This is a genomic window from Erwinia aphidicola (assembly GCF_024169515.1).
Lineage (GTDB): Bacteria > Pseudomonadota > Gammaproteobacteria > Enterobacterales > Enterobacteriaceae > Erwinia > Erwinia aphidicola.
In genome coordinates this window covers 291934-313154 of sequence record NZ_JAMKCQ010000001.1, presented here as the reverse complement: position 1 = coordinate 313154, position 21221 = coordinate 291934, and the positions used below count along the sequence as shown (strand labels likewise).

Below are 21221 nucleotides of genomic sequence, written 5' to 3'. Positions count from 1 at the left end.
TTGCCCGCGAAGGTGAGAAAACCTCACCTGACTTCCTTACCAGCCACGGTGTCTGCCGTGGTCATGATGATACCCTCCGCCGCCGTGATATCCGCCGCCGCCGTGATAAGGTCGGCCAACGATACAACCACTCAGCATGACAATCAGTGCAGCTACGGTCGCTGCTTTAATTATGTTTTTCATTATGTCTCTCCTTCCCTTTTCTATAGCTACAACTCTACGTGGGAAAAGTGGAGGAATAATGCGTCGATTGTAGATTTATTTAATAAGGTATTTCAAAATAATTCCAATAGCAGAGTTATTTATTAAGCTGCTATTTATTAAATAAGATATAGCCTAAAAACAGGCCTTTCGATTGGGAATTGTCTCAAACATTAAATGAGGTAGGGAATTTTGCCTGCGATGCCGCGGATAAAATCACGTACACTTAAGGTAAATAACCGTGCAAGGAGCTGAGATGAATTATCAGGTGAGCAACGTATTACCGGTACAGGCGGAGCTGGGTGAGTGCCCACTGTGGTGCAGCGAGCAGCAGGTGCTGTGGTTTGTCGATATCCTCGCGCCAGCATTGCACCGCTTTGACCCGGCCACAGGCGAGCATCAGCGCTGGCCGGTGGCGGAAGATATTGGCTGCATCGGCCTGCGCGCAGAGGGCGGGCTGATAGCCGCACTGCGCAGCGGCGTCTGCTTCCTTAATGAGCAGGGGCAAATTACCCAGCGCATCGCGGATAATCCCGGTGATGCGCCGCGCAGCCGCTTTAACGACGGCCGCGTCGATCCTTTTGGGCGCTTCTGGTGCGGCACGCTGTGGGAACCGCAGGATCGCAACGGCGCGGCGCTTTACCGCGTCGATAATCAGCTGAACCTGAGCAGGCAGGCCGACGATATTAAGATTTCCAACGGGCTGGCATTTTCTCCCGATCGCCGCTGGATGTACCACACCGACACGCCAAACGGCGTGATGTACCGCTACCCGCTTGACCCCCACAGCGGGGAGATCGGTAAGCGCCAGGTAGTGCGCCGCTTTATTCAGCAGCAGGGGGGGATCCCCGACGGCGCGGCGGTCGACAGTGAAGGCTATTACTGGTCGGCGATGTTCGACGGCGCCCGAGTCATTCGTCTTGATCCGCACAGCGGGGAGATTGTCGATGAGATCCCGCTGCCGGTACGCTGGCCGACCATGGTGGCATTTGGCGGGCCGGATCTGAAAACGCTGTATATCACCAGCTCACGCGAAAATCGTAGCGCTGAGGAGCTGGCGCAATATCCGCAGTGCGGTGACCTGTTTGCGGTGCGCGTGGCGGTGGCGGGCCTGCCGGAGCCGAAGTTTCGCCATCAACAGGCATAAAAAAAGCCCGCTGTGTTCAGCAGCGGGCCACTCTTGCGTGCCGTCAGGCGTGCTGCAGCGTCTCTTTGCGCGCTGCCGGCTTGTGCGGCATGCGGATGGTGGCGGAGAGCATCAGGGAGATAACCAGCAGCGCCATAATCAGGCTGAAGGTGATGGTAAAGCCGCCAAACAGTGAGGCGATCAGTGAACCCATCACGCTGCCGATACCAAAGCCGAGGTAAATCACGCCGTAGTTTTTTGTCAGGTTGTTCAGGCCGAAGAAATCACTGACCAGCGACGGATAAACGGTAATGGTGCCGCCGAAGCTGAAGGCGACGCAGGCAATGGCAATAAAGAAGCTGCTTTCACTCATATGGCTGAACAGCAGAATGCTCATGCCGACCAGCGACACCACCTGCGCCAGGGTGATCACCCGAATACGCGCCACTTTATCCGACAGCACGCCAAGCACCAGGCGACCGCTGAGGTTGGCAATCGCAATGATGGTCACTGCATTCGCCGCCGTCTGCGCGCTCAGATGTACCATGCTCTCGCCGATATCCTTCGCCACACCAATCACGTACAGGCCGCTCATGCAGGCGGTCAAAAACATCAGCGCCAGCATCCAGTACTGCGGCATGCGCATCGATTCGCCCAGCGAATAGTCACGCGCCTGGCTCGCCATTTTGTTACCCGCCGCCTGCTGTTTAGGGGCATCTTTCATCATCAGCGCGCCGAGGATCATCATGGTCATTGCCACGCCGCCCCAGATCATAAAGGTGGTTTCAAGGCTGTAGACGCTCAGCAGGTAGCTGCAGATAAACTTAAAGCCCAGGCTGCCGAGGCCGTAAGCGCCGATAGCACAGGCTGAGATCACCCCTTTACGCTCCGGGAACCACTTCACGCAGTTGGACAGCGTCATCAGATAGCCTGCCCCGTCCGCCAGACCGACCAGTACCCCGGCGCTGAGGTAAAGCATAAACAGATTATCCGCCTGCGAGGTCAGCATCAGGCCAATCGCCATCAGCAGGCCGGCACCAATAGTGACGTTGCGCACGCCAAAACGCTCCTGCAATTTCCCTGCTACCGAAGAAGCCAGCGCCAGGCCGAGGCTCAGCAAACCAAAGGAAAATGCCACCTGGCTGATGGGCGCGTCCAGCTTCATAGAGAGCTGGCCGTTGAACAGGCTCCAGGTGTAGACCGAACCCAGCGCAAACTGGGTGATGATAGTGCCTATCAGGGTTAACCCGCGGGTGCGATTAACGCTGCTGCTGACGGTTGCTGTGCTCATGGGGCTCTCCCGGTGGGAAAATTAACAATATGGAATTGCAGCCATAGTAAGACCGGCTTCTTTATGGCGGGAGAAAAGGGCATGAGCTGCCATTAGCAGGGAATGAAATGCACTGAGAGCGACATGAACGGCAGTCTCAGGGATCGAACGCAGAATACCAGGTAGTGGAATATTTTGATATATATCAAGTTTTTCCCACAAGTTAAAGTTTTATGACGGCACGGCCGATATTAACCGGATAAAGCGTCTTTAGAACGCAGCTGCATAACCTTAATCAATATTTAGCGTTGAGCTTATCTCTGATAGTCGCTGTGCAATTCCATTTTGAGGATATTCATTATGTCGTGGGTTCCAGTTCGTTTATCAGGGAAATTGATGTCAGGTGGCGTCTTAATGCTGCTGCTTACCTGCATCATGGTCTATCTGGCTATCTCACTGCGCGGCCAGCCGCGCGTGATCGAGGCCAGTAACAGCTTAATTCAGCAAACCGGAGAGAATATCGTTGGCCAGCTTAATCAGCAGCTGATCCGCGTAGAGGGTGAGGGCGTGAGCCTGGCGCGGCTGGCCGAAGTGTTGCCGCACGATGAAGCGCTGTTTCGCCAGGTGTTGCCGCAAATTATCGACAGCAAGGGCGACAAAAGCATTGCCGGCGGTGGAATCTGGCCGGAGCCGAATGCATTCAGTGACGGCGTAGCCCGCCGCAGCTTCTTCTGGGCGCGCAACGCCAGCGGCAGCCTCGACTACTCTGACGGCTATAACGACCCTGCCGGAACCGGCTATCATCACGAGTTGTGGTACACCTCGACCCGCACCACTTCCCCCAATAAGTGCAACTGGTCGGAAGTTTACCAGGACCCGGTATCCAGGGTAAATATGGTGACCTGCAGCGTGCCTTACCGCAAGGGCGATACCTTTGCCGGCGTCGCCACTTTTGACGTGCTGCTGGACAACCTCTCCGGCTTTATGCAGCGCAACGGCGCCAGTACCGGCGGCTATGCTTTTGCTCTCGACCAGGCTGGCAACGTGCTCTATTTCCCGGGTATCAAAGATAAGGCGCTGAAGAAGTTCAGCGATCTGGCGCAGCAGCAGGCGTGGCTTGCTCCGATGGTGGCAGCAGTGAAATCCGCCAGCGCCAGCCAAGGCAGCGCCACCTTCAGCAACCTGAATGATGAGTGGCTGCACACCCGCAGCCAGCTGACCCTGTTTCGCATGGCGGATACCGGCTGGACGATCGGCCTGGTGACGCCGGAATCCCAGGTGACCGCGCTGGCCGATAATATCATGCAGGACATTTTCATCCTGCTGATCCCGGCACTGCTGCTGCTGCTGGTCATCTTGTGGTTTGTTGCCCGCCAGATCTCCGGGCGGCTGGAATCCACGCGTAAAGCGCTGGACGATATCGCCCACGGCGACGGTGACCTGACGCGCCGCCTCGATACCTCCGGCCGTGATGAAATTGCCGATATTGCCGTTTCCTTTAACCAGTTTGTCGACAAGATTGCCGGGGTGATCACCAACGTGCAGTCGAGCGGCGTACAGGTGGCGCACAACGCCAGCGGGTTGGAGCAGAGCAATCAGGAGCTGAGCGGAAAAATCAGCGAGCAGGCGGCAGCGGTCGAACAGAGCGCCGCGGCGATGGAACAGCTCAATGCGACAGTACAGCAGAACGCCGAGAACACCCGGCTGGCCGATGCCTTTACCGAGCAGACCGCAGAGATCGCACGCAATAGCAGTGATGTGATGCGTCAGCTGATTGATACGATGGAAACCATCCGCACGTCATCCAGCCGCGTCGGTGAGATCCTCAGTGTGATCGACGGTATCGCCTTCCAGACCAATATTCTGGCGCTGAACGCGGCGGTGGAAGCAGCCCGCGCCGGCGAGCAGGGGCGCGGCTTCGCCGTGGTGGCCTCTGAAGTACGGGCACTGGCCCAGCGCAGCGCGACGGCGGCGCACGAGATCAAAGCGCTGATTGGCCAGTCAGACAGCAATGTGCTGACCGGCAGCAAGCTGGTGGAAGGGGCAGGGCGTCAGCTGGAAGAGCTGGTGAAAGATGTGCTGAAGGTGAAAGAGGTGGTGGGTGAGATCCGCGTGGCGGGCGATGAGCAGAGCAAAGGCATTGCCGAGGTCACTCAGGCCGTGTCGCAGATGGAGCGCAGCATCCAGCAGAACCTGATGCTGGTTCATCAGACCGCTGAAAACACTCACGCCCTGCATGCCGAAGCTTCGCAGCTGGCGCAGGATATCTCAGTGTTTAAAGTGGCGTAACAGGCTGGCAGGCCCCGGCGTGATACCGGGGCTTTGTCGCCGCACTTAGCGAATATAGGTGCGGATCACATCGGCAATCGCTTTATTCGCTTCGCGCCCGTCGCGGTGCTCAACGTCTTCTGCCACCTTCTCAAGGTACTTGTTCAGCTTACCGCCGGTCGGCACATTGCCGTAGGCGATCAGCATCTGCACAATATTGCGCAGTGCAACTACCTCAAGGGAGAGGCGTTCAACAACGGGGTCTTTATCTGGCATAGGGTGCTCCGTACGGCTATCAGTTATTCCACCAGCTTAGCCCCTGTGCGCACAAATCAATTCGTCGAATATCGCCGATTTCTGCCGCGATTCTGCTGCAGGTCGCTAAATGCGCCATCATGCTTTGGCATATCCAGCCCAATGATCTACAGTCTGCAGGTCAATAAACGGGAACAGGGAAGCCACATGTCAGCAAAAATTCTATTTACTCTGTTATGCCTGAGCATCGGCAGCGCGCAGGCCAGCGATCTCGCCGCCTCGGTTAATCAACGCCTGAGCTATATGAAAGATGTGGCGGCGTTTAAGGCCGACAAGCACCGGCCAATAGAGGATCTGCAGCAGGAACAGAAGGTGCTGGCTGCCAGCAAACAGCGCGCGACGCAGTTCTGTCTGGATGAGAACTCGGTAGTGCCGTTTATTCAGGCGCAGATGGACGCGGCCAAAGCGGTGCAGTATCGTTTTCGTGCTGACTGGCTGGCTACGCCGATTCATGGCTGGCAGCCCCGACCGCTGGAAGAGGTGCGCGCCCAGCTCGCCAGACTCAATGACGTTATATTGCAGCAGATTGCGCAAGGCTTGCAGCAGAAGACACTCAACGCGCTGGATGAAAAGCAGTTTGTCGGGCAGCTTAATCAGCCGAACCTGAGCGATGCGGATAAATCGCGCCTTTATCGCACGCTCCGGGAGGTCAGATTATGGTCAGGTGACTGCCACGCCGCGAGTAAAACCAAGACCTGAGCACGGATAACCAGGGGTTGAACCTGGATGCCGCAGCAGGCATGATCCCTCCTCGTTCGAAAAGGAGGCGTCATGCAGCAGTTACTCGCATTATTAAAGCAATATGGAATAGAACCCGACCACACCACTTCGCTTATTGTTATTTTTGGCATTATTTTCCTCACCGCCATTATTATTCACTTTATCCTGCACCGCATCGTCCTGCGCACCTTTGAGAAGCGTGCGCAGGCCAGCAGCCACCTGTGGCTGCAAGTCATCACGCAAAACAACCTGTTTCACCGGCTGGCATTTACCCTGCAGGGGGTGATCGTCAACGTGCAGGCGGTGCTGTGGCTGCAAAAGGGCAGCGATGCTGCCGCCATCGTCACCACCTGCGCCCAGCTGTGGGTGATGCTGTACGCGCTGATGTCATTCTTCTCGCTGCTGGACGTGATGCAGGGCCTGGCGCACCGTTTTGCCTTCTCCTCACAGTTTCCCCTTAAGGGCTTATTGCAGGGCGTGAAGCTGCTGAGCGCGATCGTGATTGGCATCATGATGATCTCGCTGCTGATTGGTAAATCTCCGGCCATTCTGATCAGCGGGCTGGGCGCGATGGCCGCGGTGCTGATGCTGGTATTTAAAGACCCGATCCTCGGGCTGGTGGCGGGAATACAGCTGTCGGCCAACAGCATGCTGAAAATGGGCGACTGGCTGGAGATGCCGAAATACGGCGCCGACGGCGCGGTGATTGACATCGGCCTGACCACGGTAAAAGTACAGAACTGGGATAATACCATTACCACTATCCCAACTTATGCGCTGGTTTCCGATGCGTTTAAAAACTGGAGCGGCATGTCCGCTTCCGGCGGCCGCCGTATCAAGCGCAGCATTAATATCGACAGCACCAGCATTCGCTTCCTTAGCGCAGAGGAGCAGCAAAAGCTGGCGCAGGCGCGCCTGCTGCAACCCTATATTGCCGAGCGTCAGCAGGAGATTGACAGCTGGAATGGCGAACACAACACCCGTGATTCGGTACTTAACCAGCGCAGGATGACCAACGTGGGCACTTTCCGCGCCTATCTCACCGAATATCTGCGCCAGCATCCGAAAATCCGCAAGGATATGACGCTGATGGTGCGCCAGATGGCACCGGGCGCAGAGGGGCTACCGGTAGAAATCTACGCCTTTACCAATACCGTGGTGTGGCTGGAGTATGAAAGTATTCAGGCGGATATCTTCGACCACATCTTTGCGGTGGTGGATGAATTCGGTCTGCGCATTCATCAGGCGCCCACCGGCAATGATGTGCGGGCAATAGCGGAAGGGTTCAAGGTGCAGTAACGGCACATCCGGTGTGGGACTGACCACACCGGATTGCCCTGTCTTAATGCGCGGTGCCGTTACGCTGGCTGCCCGGTACGAAACACGGCCACCAGCTCTCGTAGCTGTATCGCGCGCGCGGCCAGCTCATCGGCAGAAGAGGCGGACTGTTCTACCAGCACCGCATTTTGCTGAGTCACCTGGTCCATCTGATTGACGGCGATATTGATTTGCGACACGCCGGCGCTCTGCTCCTGGGAAGAGGAGGAGATTTCGTTGACCAGCTGCGCAGTCTGTTCAATCGCACCCACGCTTTGCTTCACCTTTTCTCCGGCATCCTCAGCCATTGAAATACCCTGGCGCGCATTTTCCACCGAGTGTGCAATTAACTGTTTAATCTCTTTCGCTGCAGAGGCAGAACGTTGGGCTAACGCTCTGACTTCAGCGGCGACCACGGCAAACCCCTTACCATGTTCCCCGGCTCGGGCTGCCTCAACGGCGGCGTTTAACGCCAGAATATTTGTCTGGAAGGCAATACCGTCGATAACGCTGATGATCTCTTCAATCTGACCCGCGCTGGCGCTGATTTTCTGCATGGAGACCATGACGGATTGCATCGCCTCTCCCCCTAACAGTGCCGCATCGGTGGCCGATGTAGCCATGCCTGCGGCGTAGCGGGTATTCTCGGCGTTTTGCAGAATGATGGATGACAGCTCTTCCATGCTGGCCGCCGTTTGTGCCAGTGAAGCAGCCTGCTCCTCTGTGCGCGCGGAGAGGTCGCCATTGCCTTGAGCAATTTCTTCAGAAGAGGTGGCAATCGTCGTGGCGTTATCCTTGATATCCGCAACCAGCAGAGAAAGGCGCTGGCGCATCTCCATCAACGAGGCGATCAGGCCCGCCATTTCATTACTTCCGGTCACCACCAGGTGCGAGGTTAAATCACCGGCAGCGACATCTTTGGCAACTTTTGCGGCATCACGTACCGGCCCGGTGATGGAGCGAATGATAAATACCGCCAGGAAGATGATAAGCCCCGCCAGCAGTGCCAGCACGCCCAGCAATTCAAATTGAGCGGTGCGATGCTGACTAATTTGCTCAGAAAGCATGTTGCTGAGCTGGTTACTCGCGTCGTTAGCAAATTGATTGTACTGATTGATCGCAGCGGTAAAGCGTGCCACGAACTCCGTGGGCGGGAGATCGTTTTTCGTCCGCTTAATAAAGACGTCCTCAGCGAGGGCTAAGGCTTCACCCGCCTGTTGCAGTGCGGCATTAGCCTGACCACTAAACTTTTCGCGTACGCTGCTATCAGTGTTAAAGGACTTTAAAAGATTCGCGTTATACAGACGCAGAGCATTCTTACCGTTAAGGATCTGAAACTCCATACGGGCGTAATCGCTGTCCTGAATCGCCTCTTTGCTGGCCAGTAGTGACGTACCCCGGGCACGAATCTGACCCAATGTTTCTGTCAGTTCTGGCAGGCGACTGAATGTACTGATAATAAACTGGTAAGTATTTAAATCTGGATCCAGCGACAGGCCAAAATAGTCGATCACTTCAATATTGGCATCAAGCAGCGTCCGAATCATTTCGGCGTGGCGCGAGAGGTTGGTTTGCAGCGTCAGGTTACGGCTGTCAATGTCGCGCTGTAGCTGCTGCCACTGTGCTGTCACCTTGCTAAAATCTTGCCAGGCCACATTGTCCTGACCGGTGGCGGCCAGCGTGGTCTGAAGAGTGCTAATAGACTGTTCTACCTGCTCTTTCAGCGCCAGACGTGCAGGAATAGCGGCATTTTGCTGTGCCACGGCGATTGCCGCTTGTGCGCGATGGAGCTGCATCATATTGAGCAGATTCAGCATCTGTTTTTCAACGGGAATTCCCTGCAATTCTCGCTCTTTAGCGTTTATCTGTTGATTACCTTCATTGACAAAAAGCCATGAGGGTACGGCAAACAGCAGCAAAGCAAAAAAAGCAAGAATGAGAAACTTTGCAGGCAAATTAATCGTATTCAGGATTTTTTTCATTTTTTTAATTTCACTTAAGTTGAATATGGCTGTTCGTTATTTCACTGGTGGGTGAATGACAATTTATATCTGAATGCCAAATGTGCTTAAAAATTCATACTTAGGGACAACCACTGCATGACTCAATAATGAGAATGAGATTTGTTATCTAGGTATAAATAAATCTTTTGCATAGCGAGTTGAAGTATAGGTTCAAGTGAGTGATTGTCCATGAAGGAAACTGGTAATATTTATTAATGATAGGTTTATTTTTAAGCTATTATAAATTGTTGTTTTTATTGTTATTTTTATATTATTGCTACTCTTGTGGTATTTAATTGAACGCTATAAATGCATTTTTATTAACGATGGAAAAAGAGGTTAAAGTTTGCAGGGAATATGCCGATAAGGGGGTTTTTGATACTGCTATCTCAAGAAAGAGCTCATTTCAGCAAGGACAAGAGCATATTTCTCAAGGAGTTAAGACTGCTAAATAAATAACCCGATTGGTTTTTTAACTTACTTTATTGCATCCTGTCTATTTATCTCTAAGGATGTATGTTATGGAGTGTTTGGCTATCAGGTCGTAAAAAGATAGTGCTGGCAAAACAGATTCGTGCGTTAACTGGCCCAATTCCAGAGGGTAGATTTATTGACTTGTTTTTTACCTGCTGCGCGCCTTACTGCTTAATGCGGCCTCTGAATCGTTAGATGTATTGCCCGCAAGCCGTCGAATTCGATCTAACAATGCTAAAGACGGCTGTTCATAATCGTAATTATAAGGTGGCTGAGGCACACGATCTGCGCGAAAGTTATTGAGCACCTGACGGGCATCCGCCAGGTAAAGATTATCTCTGACCTTTAAAAAAGCCTCTACGCGATGTCTGTAAGCATATCGTTTTTTTGTCCGCTCATAACTTCGCCGATCTGATTTACCATTTTCCAGTGCGCTCCTGGCAGGGGCGCTTTTAATATACTGACAGTATCTGGCTTTAACCCCCTCAACCGTGGGAAAATATTTGGGTTCTTTACAAGGTCTTTTGGCACGGTTGATAAATATATTTCCTTCAATCAATGCAAGGGCTTCAAGGCTGAAACTCATACCATAAAAATCCCAGTTCTCCAGTGCGTTGTTATAAAGATGGAATGTGCCAAATTGTGCCCGTGGATTACGCTGCACCGTATTGAAGAAATAGTTGTGATGCAGCGTGACCCGAGCCTGTGAGTCGCGATGATAATGTTTAAACAGATTGGCCGACGTGATGTTATTGAGCAGCATGACTTTGTCGTCATCATGGAAGCGGGTCCAGGACAGTGTGACGTCCGTTGCACCATTTTTGACGTTGAGCAGCCGGTCGGCAAAACGGGAGAGATCGAGATGATCGATCCAGACATCGTGCGAAAAATTTGCGATATTGATGGCTTGAGAGAAAGTGCGTAACCTCCCGTCAATCGTCAGATGAGTGACGATGACATTGTGACTGTGATAGATAGCGAGCCCATAATCCAGCAACTTCACGCGTTTATCTCGGCCGTCAATTGTCACATTGGAAGGCACCCGAATCTGTGAATCAAGCCTGATCGTCATGTCGGAGGCAAAACGTACCCAGAGAGGGACATTCAAGTCGTGTGCCTGTTTGAGGATATCTCGCAGTGTCCCCGGACCGCTATCTGCCATTGATGTTACCTGCACAACGTCCCCCTTTACGCCTCCCTGCGCCATGCGACCATATCCCTGTCGTTGTTTCAAAAGAGACTTCACCAACGCACAATCCTCTAATGCCCTGTCGCACCGATGGGGTGAGGCCTGGGATATCGGTACAAAAAAACCGATCGCACTGCCCATGCCCAGTAGCGTGACAGATGCACGTGCAAGCATACGTTGAACCCGACGGCATGCCCCCCCAATCCTTCCTTGCTTAGTCATGCTTAATACGCTTATCAATGAGCAAGCGCACGTACCATGGCACGGTTTCTTTCAGGCCTGCTTTTAGATCCACAAGAGGTACATAGCTCAGTTCGCTCTGAGCTTTAGATATATCAGCCTGAGAATGGCGCACGTCGCCCGGCCGTAGGGCTTTATAGCGTGGTTGTCGGCCATACTCAAAGCCCAGCAATTTCAAATTATTGCTGATGATCTCGAACAGTTGGTTAAGCGTGGTTCTCTCGCCAACAGCGACATTATAAATCGTGCTCGCTCCCGGCCTGAAGTTTAGCGCAGCGCGAAGATTGGCTTGCACGACATTGCCGATATAACAAAAGTCCCGACTGGTCTCGCCATCACCAAATATTTCGACATCTTGCCCGTCAAACATTGCGGAGATCCATCTTGGGATGACAGCTGCATAGGCGCCGGCCGGGTCCTGGCGCGCACCAAAAACATTAAAGTAGCGTAGCCCGGTCGTGCCAAAACCGTAGGTTCGCGCATATACCCCGGCATAAATTTCGCTAATTAGCTTGGTTGCTGCGTAAGGTGATAGAGGCTGACCAATGCGATCCTCACGCTTGGGCAAATTCGGCTCATCACCATAGGTCGAACTGGATGCGGCATAAACGAAGCGACGTACCTGTGCACACCGTGCAGCATCAAGCATGTTTAGGAAACCTGTGATGTTCACCTCGTGGCTTGCCACCGGGTCATCCACCGAACGCGGGGCAGAGCTCAGGGCTGCCTGATGCAACACGTAATCAATCTGCCTGACCGCTCTGCTACAGTGGCTGCGGTTTCTGATGTCGGCTTCAATAAAACGAAAATGGCGCCAGCGTTCTGCCCCCACGCGATCCCTGACTTCATCCAGATTACGCTGGTGTCCCGTTGAGAAATTATCTAAACCCCGCACGTCCTGTCCGAGCATCAGCAGCGTCTCTACAAGGTTGGAACCAATAAATCCTGCGGCTCCGGTGATTAGCCAGTGGCACCGTTGTGCAAGTAATTTTGTGCACAATGCCTGCTGGGTAGGGTGCTGTGCCCAGGCGGGCAACAGAGAATTTTGGTTAATCGCTATTTTCATATCAGAATCCTTTGAATGAAGAATAAAAGCATGGCAATGCTCATCTAAAGCGCAATGCGCGTGATACTCCTGCAGCAATCCGATAAATGAAGACCAGTAATAAACCCACCACCAGAGCTTCCGACAGGATGATGGATGCATTGGGGCTGTCAGGGCGAACGCCAGGCTCAGGGTTGACGACAATGCTAAGATAGCGGCGCAACTGCAGCGTACTGATAAACGACTGATGATAATTCTGGCGTGCGGTGACGAGATTAGCGTCCGCAAACTGCTGTGCATTCTTGAGGACCTCATAGGTTTTCATCCGATTGACTTCGGAATCTCCCAAACCACTCAGATGCTGGCGAATTTCGACGAGCCGCTTTTGTCGGGCGTCTACCTCTGTTTTTGCTGCCTGCATCATTGGATGATGGGCATTGCCCAGTGCACGAATTTTGTAAAGATTGATGCTGGCTGTATTGAGTTCGCCTTCAAGTTGAGCGATCAGCGTGAGTCGCATTGCCGCATCTGCGGTAGGATCGATATTGCCGTTTGTGATACGCCAGTTCGTCAGTTTCTCCCTCGCATGCCGGGCCTGTTGTTCGGCCAGAGTGACTGCTTGTTGGGAAACTTTCAGCGCATCGGCAATGCCTTTTTCATCCATGTTGTGTACGAATTGCTGGGCTAGCTCCAGCAAAGCAAGCGAAATTATTCGCGCATCGTTTGGCGAAAAAGCGCTGATCCTCATCAGGTTGAGCTGCTCGAGCATGTTGTAGGAGACATTTATCATTGATTGATAGGCCTTATACAGTGCATCGTCATCCGCTTCAGGCATCAGTCTGTTCACCGGGTCGCGCGTCGTGTTGGTGAGATGTCGGCGCAGTCCAATTTTCCTGTCAAGCTGATGCATGGCATCGCGTGAATTCAGAAAGCTGTTAACAGCCCAACCGTCCACTAAACCATTTGCAGCGCTGCCGTCCGTTGAAATCAGGCTGGTGGCGTTGTCAGGTGAGGCATAGCTTTGCCGATCGCTGGCTCGCACCGAAAAGCTAGACTCGGCGGTGTAGCGCGGCGTCGCCAAATTCGTCAGATACAGCGTTGCCAGCAGTACGGGTAGTAAAATGAATGTTGCGATAACCCAACGCTCCCTGCGCAGCTTGCGCAAAGCGTCGGCCCGGAGACGGAGTAGATAAGTCTCTTCCTCCTGCGAGTGGGTCTCAATATATGAAGGGGTCTCCTGCAGAGGAGCTGAAGTTGGATACGTCGATTGACTGTGCAGAGGCGTCGCTGCTGTTTTGCCTTGCAGGGAATTTCCCGATGCAATCTGTGAGGTTTTCTTCGATGCGGAGTCCATTTCGCTCATAGATCATTGCCTTCGTACAATAGTCCGTCATCTGCGAATGACGATATGTGGAAAGTATCAACGTGCGGTTTGCCAGCCGCTTCTCAAACAGCGCTCGCCATAATCTTGTAAAACGGCAAGGCTGAAATGGCATTGCTCCATCAACCAGGTAGATATCGAAATCGGGTATCAGAGCTAATGCAAAAGAAAATTCCTGTCGCATAAAAAGCGGCCAGTCAGACATTGGCCTGGACAGATACTCAGGGTGGGTCATCAAGTCGGCTAACCAGTCGATCGAAGAGTGCACATCCAGGCCAAAAAGGTTGCAGACAAGCCGCACCATTTTCAGGCCTGAGCCTTTACCACGGATGAAGCCCTGGCGGCCCATCGGCCATGAAACCAGACCGCGATGCTGTACCAGCCCGCGCTGTGGGGGGCGAATTCCGGCTAGCACGTCTAACAGCGGACGATGACATTCAGGCTTGCTTGAAAGCAACGCATAGCGGCCGGGCGCAAGCACCAGATCAACATTCGATAGCAGCAGTTTTCTTTCGCCAAATACTCGCGGACAGTCGGTCACACCAGTCAGATGGATCATGGGTCCTCACATTGGCTGCACATTGCAGCGCAACAGACGTTCAGCGAGCAAGCTAATGGCGACCATGATCACCAGCATGATAAAAAAATAGTTAAGGCTTGCATCTTGTGATGTGTAGTTCTCGAAATAAGCCTGCCGCATTAACTGCATGCCGTGCGCAAATGGCGACCACAAAAAATATCTCCGATATGCTTCAGGTAACTGTTCTGAAACAAGAAAAACACTGGAGAACACCTGAAGGAAACGCTCGATAACAGCAGAGAAACGCAGGAAATAGGGCCAGATTGAGGCGATGCTGCCAAACAGGATACCGATTGCGGTTGCCCCCAACGCCATCATCAGCACATAAAAAAGAACCATCATCCACTGGTCGGGGGGAGTGATAAGGTTCAGATAAGCCCCGGCAGGCAGCAGCACCAGATATACCACCAGATAGATACCGAGCTGGATCAGCGCATAAGCCAGAGAACACAGCAGTGGCGTGATGACACTCAAATGAACTAATACGCGCGATGCGACATAGTGGGTACTGCTGCGAAAGACGATCTGCCGAACCATAATCCACGTAATCGCACCCAACAGTGCGAATGTCGCGACATCCATACCCAAAATATAGCGAACGCCTGTCAGGAAATAGGGGGTTGAAATCAAGCCAAGCAGTAAGGCAGGTGCAAGCATCGCCCACAGTAACGCCACCCGACTTTCATTGCGAATAACATGCAGAAGAAAACAGATTAAAGGTATCAGTGTGGTTGGCCACGAAGCACCACGTTCCAGCGGCCGTAGCTGTTGAGCGGCATGAATGCGATTCATGCGTATCCCCAGTGACGAACACTGCTCGGCCTCTTGAGGGGTGAGTAACTCAGCCGCAGATGCGTTGGACTTCGCTGCACGCGCAGCCCGACTCTTTTGCTGTGCAACCCTTATGGCATAGCCTGCCTCCAGCCGCTGGTAATCTCGCTCAAGATCTGTTGAATGAAAACCCTCAGCCAGCACGTCAACGCCAGCCCGGATATCCTGTTCGAGATAGCGCATGATCATGCGAAGCTGGCGGTAACGAACATTCACCAGCGCATCCTCAGCGCCAATACGGGTGAGGCCACTTTTCTGCCCGGTCTGGATCGCCTCGTAGATTGCGCGTCGTTGACCGATCGTGGCATGTGGTAGACGCGCCAGTGAGCTGAGGAATATCGCCAATGAAACTTCAAGCGGTTCCAGCGCCAGGCTCGTGGCGGCATCTACCTGCTGACGCAATAAATCAAGGTCGCTATCAGCAGACTCCGCGGCTGGTTGTGTTAACTTCTCATGATGAATATCCGCTCTCATTGCTCTATGCCCGTGACAGAGCGAACGGAACCCAGCGTTGAGCTGAAGGCAGAAAGTACTTTTTGTACTTGAGTAAATGGTGCGTCCGAAATGTAAATCTGGTCACCTTCGTGCACCACGAAGTGGCTGGCAAGGACCAGCTGCTCCGGCCGAGTAAAATCAAATTGATAGACAACTGGCTGCGCTTCCGTTCCTGAAGCAAAGCTATCTGCATCAGGTGTGTGCATCAGGAATACAGCACCAGGGTTTGCCTGGCTGTCGTTCAGGCCACTGGCATCACCAAGGGCATCGGCAACGCTATAATTACGTTTACTCAGCCTGAGACGTTTTTGCCCGTTGGCAGCGCCCAATACAGTGAAATATTGAGTCACGTTATGCGCAACGACAACATCCCCTGGCTGTAACGCAATATTCTGAGCTGGATTACGATAGATATCGGCCAAACGAACAGAAGCCGACTCCCCGGAACGTTGCACCGTGATTGCCATTTGTTCAGGATTACGCTGATCCGGTGCGGCCTGTGCAAGTAACCCGCTCAATCTGCGGGTTGCCTGATTGAGCGGATATGCGCCAGATTTAGATAAATCGCCCTGTGCGATTACCATCTGGCTACTCCGTGACCCTGCCTGTACGTTCACAGCGGAAGCATTCACGATGCCGTGTAGATGTCTCATGATGGCATCGCGTAATTGTGCGATGGTGAGTCCTTTCGCCGGAATTTTTCCCACATAGGGCAGATAGATTGCCCCCTCGTGGTCAAGGACCAGTTCTCCCAGATCGGCCCTGCCGCCAGTGTCCGGCATAAACAGTTGCAGGCCGTCTCTTTCCCAGAGGATGACATTGACACTGTCTCCCGGGGCCAAACGGGTGAGGTCGGTTTCCGTCGCAGTGAGAAAGCTTTCGGGAAAGCTGGCATGTTGTGCATCTCGGCTGGCTGTTGCGAGTGATGGCGTCACGGGTAGCAGTTGGATGCCTCCCTGGTTGTACGACTTTTCTATTTCGCTGAGCAGGGGGCCACCGCGTGGTAAGCCACATCCCTGTAGTGTCGTGCAGGCCAGAAGTAACAACATCAGTGTCTCCTTAACGCGTATCTTCCTCACACAATCCTCCCTGAAACGCATTGTTTTTCTTCTTAAACACCATCCTGAAATGAATCAGCGTAATCTCAGTTAAAGGCAGAGATTTCTATACCGTAGTCAGCTGGTCATGCATGACTGAAGAGCGACATAAGTCGATGAACGTATCGCGCATCGCGTTGACAGCAAACAGCTTACGTGCGCGTGTTTTTGCCATTTCGCGCACCTCTGCATTGGAATGGAGGCTATCCACCAGCAATGAAATTTTGTCGCAGGCTTCATCAAGATCGGGATTTTCTGCCCGAGAGAGCAGATGTCCGGTCACGCCATCAATAAAGCATTCGCCAGAGCCACCCGCAGGTGTTGACACGGTTAACACGCCCAACAGCTGCGCCTCAATAAGCACATTCGGTAATCCTTCATACAGCGAAAGGAGTACCTTTACGTCCATTTTCGAATACCAGAATCCGACGTGCCGGGATAATCCCACCAGAAGCACATGCTGTTGGATCCCCAGTTCGTTCACTAAATTGCGTGTGCTTTCCAGTAATCGGCCATCGCCCACCATGACAAAGCGTGCATTTGGGCGACGCTGCAAATAGTGATGTGCCAGCCTGACCCATATGTGTGGCTGCTTATCGGGTTCATGACGGAATACTCCGCCGATGGTTTCGGTGGCATCCTTGGTATGTTGCGAAAATTCCTGCCATTTGCTTTCCTCTTTGCCCGGAGCGCCGATGGCTGGCACTGGCACACCGTTATAAAGAATATGGAAACGTTCGATAGGCAAATCCAGCCACTGAGCATATTCCCGGGCAATCACTTTGCTGTTACTGATAAAACAGACCCCCGGAATTTCAGCCAGCGCCTGGTACAGTAAACGATATTCAGGTTTGTAGCGTGCGCCACGCAGATTAGGCGGCAGGCCGCGAAACACCAGATGAATGACGGGCACGCCAGCCAGTAGCGCAGCCAGCGCGCCAAAGAAACAGGTTCCGTCCTGCCACAGGCTGGCAACATCAAAACGATTTTCAAGAAGATACGGATACAGACGTGTTAAGCCATAACGCACTTGAGCCGGGAGATGCTCCAGTAGTCTGAGAAAATCAGGATCGCCGTTTGTTAAAGCGAACAGGTTATTCACTGGCAGATTGTTTATCTCTGTCACTTTGATTCCAGCGTCAAGGAGGTCATGGAGAAAAAAATCCAGCTGCTTATGTGTGTTCGTTTCAGCAACCGTTGCGGTATAGCGCTTGACGATGACATTGATGAGAAGTGGATGTTGAAGCGGGTATTCTGCCCCTTCTTGCAGTTGGCGGGGAGACGTCAGGCAGCAGGCCAGTCTGGCCAACTGGCGTTCGGCTCCCCCGGGTCCGAGGCTTCCTGTGATCAAGGCGATGCGTGATGATTGCGCCTTCCCTGCGACAATTTCCCGATAACGGAAATGGAGCAATGCATGCTTCAGTGACAGCATTGAGATGTGCTGCCCGACAATACTGCCGCTGGGCTCAAGCCGACAGAAAAAATCGTAGTCATCCATGAGCCGAATATTGAACTCTCCGATCGGGCTATCCGGATCCTGACCCTCAGCGACTGGAGCGAGCACCTCAATCGCTTCATACAACAAACCGCGCTTGTGCAAATTTTTGGCGAATCGTACCCGTATGGTCGGATGATCATAGCGGTCAATCAGTCTACGAAATAGGGTATCTGACCTGTCGTACAGATGGGCATCCACCATTATCCCTGCGCGTGCCAGGGCAGAGTGCATATCTTCCATATTTTCTGGCAGATGTTGGTCAATCAGCGCGGGGATTTCCCCTTTACGCTGCGCCTTCATCAGGTAACGGACATAGAGACGTAAAAGAGCAGGATCCTGTGGGCAATTGAGCAAAAGCGCAGCCCATTGCTCGCTCAAACCCGTGCTGTCTCCCGTTCGCTCCCTGATTTGCAGCCAAAACGCTTGCACCTTAATATCATTACAATACCTGAGCGCCAGATTTTCAGCCTCTTTCAGATGACGATGTGCCGCGTCATCGGTGAGGCAAAGCTTGAGTATTTCTGCCAGACGAGAACGCGTATTCTCAAGCTCGCGGAGCGTCGCAATATGCAGATCCGAAACTAATTTGTTCGATTCGGTCATAATGGTTGGTCCATTACCCACTCAGAGCGGGAACATGGGCTATCGATAGCAGGCAAAACGGAAAGAGTTGGCATAAAAATGTCAGACTGTTTTTTGCGCCGCGCCCGGTCAATCCATAAATGACATTTATTGATATTGGCATCGATCAATTCTGGTTTTTCAGAGTGCGTCCGTAATAAAGACCAGTAGTGCAGGGCTTCGGTAAATCGGTGGGTTCGCATTGCCGCCGTCGCTGCGGCTTTAAGTCCTACCGTATCTTCGGGGGCAAAACGCAGGATCGTTTCGCCAATCATCAGTCGCTCAGAGACATTGTCAGGAGCCAGGGACTTAAGTCTGGAATAGAGTGCCGAAATTACGCGTTTTTTCTCCCGTGAGACCGCCGGGTTATTCGCATCAACATTTTCAGCGCGTTTGAGTAGCTCCCATGCTTTGTCATATTCGCCTTGCGTCAACATCTCACGCGCCACGCGCGTCAGGCGACTCTCCAACCGGGGAATGTGCCGCTTTGCTTCATCGCTGACCCATGCCTCCGTCGGATGACTTCCTAGCAATTCCTGGTAGGTGTCAATGGCTTCTTCGATATGTTCTCCGCTGCGTGCGGCAGTACGCGCCAATAAAACCTTCGCCACGACGGTCGCGTCTTCTTCGCTGGCGGCCCGTCTCAAGTACAGCAACGCTGTTGTGATGTCTCCCTGCGCATACGCCGCCCGGCCCGTGAAACTATTAAGTTCGGGAAAACTTGTCAGAGTCTGGCTAGCGATAAGTGAGATCTCCATGACCTCTTCATAACGTTTTTGCTGGAAGGCACGGCGTATATCAACGCGCATCTTCTGTTCCAGTGAACGCCGTGCACGTCTGAGCGTATTGTTGATTGCAGGTAGACAGGCTCGTGCCTGAATATTATCCGCAGCTTTTAGCAGCTCCCCTTCATCAAGCTGGCTCATACCCTCCTGCAACCATTTGCCAGCTTGATTTTTGATCCATGTCGTTACCCCAGGGTCATGGCTCTCAGGTAGTGCATGCGCTACGACGAGTAACGCTGCCGGCAGGGCAAAACCCTGTTCAGCAGTGCGGCATGTCAGATTGAAGGCCTCCTGTTCGCTCAAAACGACGGGTCGGGATGCAAGTTCGAGCAGGCCCGCCCGATCTGCCTCTGCCAGCCGTTGGTTCCACAACACAACAAAACAGGGACCATGCGTTGGCAGTACCTCAAGCACTTTTTCTACCCAGTCAAGCACAGCATCTTTATCTGCCATCGCTTCCAGCAGGCTCAACACTGCCTGAGCAGCTTCGGCTTTGTCATCGCTCAGGCGAAACAGCTGCTTCCACTCACCGAGCGCAGCAGTATGCTCGCCAAGATGCGTTGCCGAAACTGCACAGACATGCATAATTTCCAGCGTGACGGTTTCATCTGACAGCAACGCTTGCGCGCACAAACGGGCCTCGCGATATTGACCTATTCTGAAATAGGCCCGCATTAGCATCAGATCGTTTTTTTCATCATTGGTGTCGCCCTGCTCTTTGGCCGACTGCAGATGACGGATGGCATTCTCAAAGTCGCCCAGTTCATACTGCATGCGCCCGAGCAGAATACGGTGACGACGTGAGGCGAATTGATTACGCAAAGCCTCATGTAATTGTCGTGAGGCACTAAGGTGCTTTCCGGCGTTCCATAGAGCCTCGATTTCGGCAAGCTGGCTCTCTTCGGGTGAGGGCACATCATGAAAAGTCGAGGCATCGAGTCGCGGCAAGACAAAAATTTTGTACCAGTCTTCACCCAGCCGCTCATTAAACAGATCGGTATAGTGCGCTAAATCCAGCCCGTCATTGGCAATGGCGTTGATCTGCCCGAGCCGGCGCATTAACGGTGTTGGGTCATAGCAGGCGACGTCCAGGTGCTTACCCTTCTCACGCACCAACTTGATCAGTGCGCTTCGCCGATTAATGACAGCACTGTCTGCGGTACAAGCGTTAACATGTGTGACAAACACCAGCTTATCGCGGCCGATGATTTGTGTGATTTCTTCCATATCGCGTGCAATCTCATCGTCAGCAAGATTTCGCCTTTGGATGCGGGCAAGAAGTTCACGATCGTCCGACGACAGGCGCTGAAACACCGGCATTTCCTCAAGGACTTTACGTCGGGCGTTGATCTGATCATCTCCCGCCATTGACCAGAACAACTTTGCGCGCTCACTGTTGGCAAAGAAATCACTGAAATAGCGATAGGTATAATTACACTGGATCGGTTGATCATCGATGTAATGCAGCTTGTTTGATGAAATCTCCACCATATAGATATCTGCTTGATGGTGAGGGGTTAAGACAAAACTGGCAGATGTACCTGGCCGGAAAATAAGTGGTTTTATATCGTCGGAAAATTTTTTTTCTCCTTTCATAAAATGTAACTGCTGCAGTGCTTCGGTGCTGGTATGGATATAACCATAGTTGCGCCCATGCTCTAACGCTATTGGATAGTGCTGAGTGCAGATACGCAAAGGCTGATGGATACGGCAGGTTCCTATCGGACAAATACTCAGGGAAGTCATAGGATGATTACTCCATGTT

16 protein-coding genes are annotated in these 21221 nt (G+C 52.8%); 4 read left to right on the top strand and 12 right to left on the bottom strand.

The genetic code is table 11. The annotated features are described in order from the left end of the window. Positions 1-36: 36 nt before the first annotated feature. On the bottom strand, positions 37-183 hold the full coding sequence (locus J2Y91_RS01290; RefSeq protein WP_180276845.1) for a hypothetical protein: 147 nt from the start codon (positions 181-183) through the stop codon (positions 37-39). A 274-nt stretch (positions 184-457) separates the two neighbouring features. Here J2Y91_RS01290 and J2Y91_RS01285 point away from each other — a divergent pair, with 274 nt between their 5' ends. Beyond that, entirely contained in the window at positions 458-1348 is an 891-nt protein-coding gene (locus J2Y91_RS01285; protein ID WP_253536852.1) for an SMP-30/gluconolactonase/LRE family protein, read from the top strand. 43 nt (positions 1349-1391) lie between these two features. Here J2Y91_RS01285 and J2Y91_RS01280 read toward each other — a convergent pair whose 3' ends face one another. Continuing rightward, positions 1392-2618, bottom strand: a complete 1227-nt coding sequence (locus J2Y91_RS01280; RefSeq protein ID WP_253536850.1) for an L-lactate MFS transporter — start codon at positions 2616-2618, stop codon at positions 1392-1394. A 339-nt stretch (positions 2619-2957) separates the two neighbouring features. Here J2Y91_RS01280 and J2Y91_RS01275 point away from each other — a divergent pair, with 339 nt between their 5' ends. Beyond that, the gene (locus J2Y91_RS01275) at positions 2958-4886 is read left to right on the top strand and encodes a methyl-accepting chemotaxis protein (protein ID WP_253536848.1); all 1929 of its coding nucleotides are present in this window, start codon (positions 2958-2960) and stop codon (positions 4884-4886) included. A 45-nt stretch (positions 4887-4931) separates the two neighbouring features. Here the strand turns inward: J2Y91_RS01275 and J2Y91_RS01270 are convergent, their stop codons facing one another. Then, complete coding sequence (locus J2Y91_RS01270) at positions 4932-5141, bottom strand: hypothetical protein (protein WP_048915308.1); 210 nt, start codon at positions 5139-5141, stop codon at positions 4932-4934. Between the two features lie 186 nt (positions 5142-5327). Here J2Y91_RS01270 and J2Y91_RS01265 point away from each other — a divergent pair, with 186 nt between their 5' ends. Together J2Y91_RS01265 and J2Y91_RS01260 are read left to right on the top strand one after the other, a co-directional pair. Further along, positions 5328-5879: a chorismate mutase gene (locus J2Y91_RS01265; RefSeq protein WP_133623143.1), complete on the top strand. Its 552-nt coding sequence runs from the start codon at positions 5328-5330 to the stop codon at positions 5877-5879. A 72-nt stretch (positions 5880-5951) separates the two neighbouring features. Continuing rightward, complete coding sequence (locus J2Y91_RS01260; RefSeq protein WP_048915310.1) at positions 5952-7199, top strand: mechanosensitive ion channel family protein; 1248 nt, start codon at positions 5952-5954, stop codon at positions 7197-7199. Positions 7200-7258: 59 nt separating this feature from the next. On the opposite strand, the gene J2Y91_RS01255 is transcribed toward J2Y91_RS01260, so the two are convergent. From J2Y91_RS01255 to J2Y91_RS01215, 9 genes are all read right to left on the bottom strand, one after another. Then, complete coding sequence (locus J2Y91_RS01255; RefSeq protein ID WP_253536845.1) at positions 7259-9199, bottom strand: methyl-accepting chemotaxis protein; 1941 nt, start codon at positions 9197-9199, stop codon at positions 7259-7261. 643 nt (positions 9200-9842) lie between these two features. Then, the gene (locus J2Y91_RS01250) at positions 9843-11057 is read right to left on the bottom strand and encodes a pectate lyase family protein (protein WP_253536843.1); all 1215 of its coding nucleotides are present in this window, start codon (positions 11055-11057) and stop codon (positions 9843-9845) included. A gap of 40 nt (positions 11058-11097) precedes the next feature. Then, positions 11098-12189, bottom strand: a complete 1092-nt coding sequence (locus J2Y91_RS01245; protein WP_253536841.1) for an SDR family oxidoreductase — start codon at positions 12187-12189, stop codon at positions 11098-11100. Between the two features lie 40 nt (positions 12190-12229). Then, positions 12230-13333: a KpsE/RkpR family capsule polysaccharide export protein gene (locus tag J2Y91_RS01240; RefSeq protein ID WP_253536839.1), complete on the bottom strand. Its 1104-nt coding sequence runs from the start codon at positions 13331-13333 to the stop codon at positions 12230-12232. 52 nt (positions 13334-13385) lie between these two features. After that, positions 13386-14108, bottom strand: coding sequence for a P-loop NTPase family protein (locus tag J2Y91_RS01235; RefSeq protein ID WP_253536832.1), 723 nt, complete (start codon positions 14106-14108; stop codon positions 13386-13388). Positions 14109-14114: 6 nt separating this feature from the next. After that, the gene (locus tag J2Y91_RS01230; RefSeq protein WP_253536831.1) at positions 14115-15434 is read right to left on the bottom strand and encodes an ABC transporter permease; all 1320 of its coding nucleotides are present in this window, start codon (positions 15432-15434) and stop codon (positions 14115-14117) included. Further along, on the bottom strand, positions 15431-16504 hold the full coding sequence (locus tag J2Y91_RS01225) for a polysaccharide biosynthesis/export family protein (protein WP_253536830.1): 1074 nt from the start codon (positions 16502-16504) through the stop codon (positions 15431-15433). Before J2Y91_RS01225 ends, J2Y91_RS01230 begins: the two co-directional genes overlap by 4 nt. Before the next feature lie 115 nt (positions 16505-16619). Then, complete coding sequence (locus J2Y91_RS01220) at positions 16620-18653, bottom strand: glycosyltransferase (protein ID WP_253536829.1); 2034 nt, start codon at positions 18651-18653, stop codon at positions 16620-16622. Then, positions 18650-21202, bottom strand: coding sequence for a tetratricopeptide repeat protein (locus J2Y91_RS01215; protein ID WP_253536828.1), 2553 nt, complete (start codon positions 21200-21202; stop codon positions 18650-18652). The genes J2Y91_RS01220 and J2Y91_RS01215 overlap by 4 nt, the downstream gene beginning before the upstream one ends. Positions 21203-21221: the final 19 nt, after the last annotated feature.

Coding starts and splice junctions, on each gene's coding strand:
- J2Y91_RS01290 (WP_180276845.1), bottom strand. CDS start 183: ATGAAAAACATAATTAAAGCAGCGACCGTAGCTGCACTGATTGTCATG.
- J2Y91_RS01285 (WP_253536852.1), top strand. CDS start 458: ATGAATTATCAGGTGAGCAACGTATTACCGGTACAGGCGGAGCTGGGT.
- J2Y91_RS01280 (WP_253536850.1), bottom strand. CDS start 2,618: ATGAGCACAGCAACCGTCAGCAGCAGCGTTAATCGCACCCGCGGGTTA.
- J2Y91_RS01275 (WP_253536848.1), top strand. CDS start 2,958: ATGTCGTGGGTTCCAGTTCGTTTATCAGGGAAATTGATGTCAGGTGGC.
- J2Y91_RS01270 (WP_048915308.1), bottom strand. CDS start 5,141: ATGCCAGATAAAGACCCCGTTGTTGAACGCCTCTCCCTTGAGGTAGTT.
- J2Y91_RS01265 (WP_133623143.1), top strand. CDS start 5,328: ATGTCAGCAAAAATTCTATTTACTCTGTTATGCCTGAGCATCGGCAGC.
- J2Y91_RS01260 (WP_048915310.1), top strand. CDS start 5,952: ATGCAGCAGTTACTCGCATTATTAAAGCAATATGGAATAGAACCCGAC.
- J2Y91_RS01255 (WP_253536845.1), bottom strand. CDS start 9,199: ATGAAAAAAATCCTGAATACGATTAATTTGCCTGCAAAGTTTCTCATT.
- J2Y91_RS01250 (WP_253536843.1), bottom strand. CDS start 11,057: ATGCTTGCACGTGCATCTGTCACGCTACTGGGCATGGGCAGTGCGATC.
- J2Y91_RS01245 (WP_253536841.1), bottom strand. CDS start 12,189: ATGAAAATAGCGATTAACCAAAATTCTCTGTTGCCCGCCTGGGCACAG.
- J2Y91_RS01235 (WP_253536832.1), bottom strand. CDS start 14,108: ATGATCCATCTGACTGGTGTGACCGACTGTCCGCGAGTATTTGGCGAA.
- J2Y91_RS01230 (WP_253536831.1), bottom strand. CDS start 15,434: ATGAGAGCGGATATTCATCATGAGAAGTTAACACAACCAGCCGCGGAG.
- J2Y91_RS01225 (WP_253536830.1), bottom strand. CDS start 16,504: ATGTTGTTACTTCTGGCCTGCACGACACTACAGGGATGTGGCTTACCA.
- J2Y91_RS01220 (WP_253536829.1), bottom strand. CDS start 18,653: ATGACCGAATCGAACAAATTAGTTTCGGATCTGCATATTGCGACGCTC.
- J2Y91_RS01215 (WP_253536828.1), bottom strand. CDS start 21,202: ATGACTTCCCTGAGTATTTGTCCGATAGGAACCTGCCGTATCCATCAG.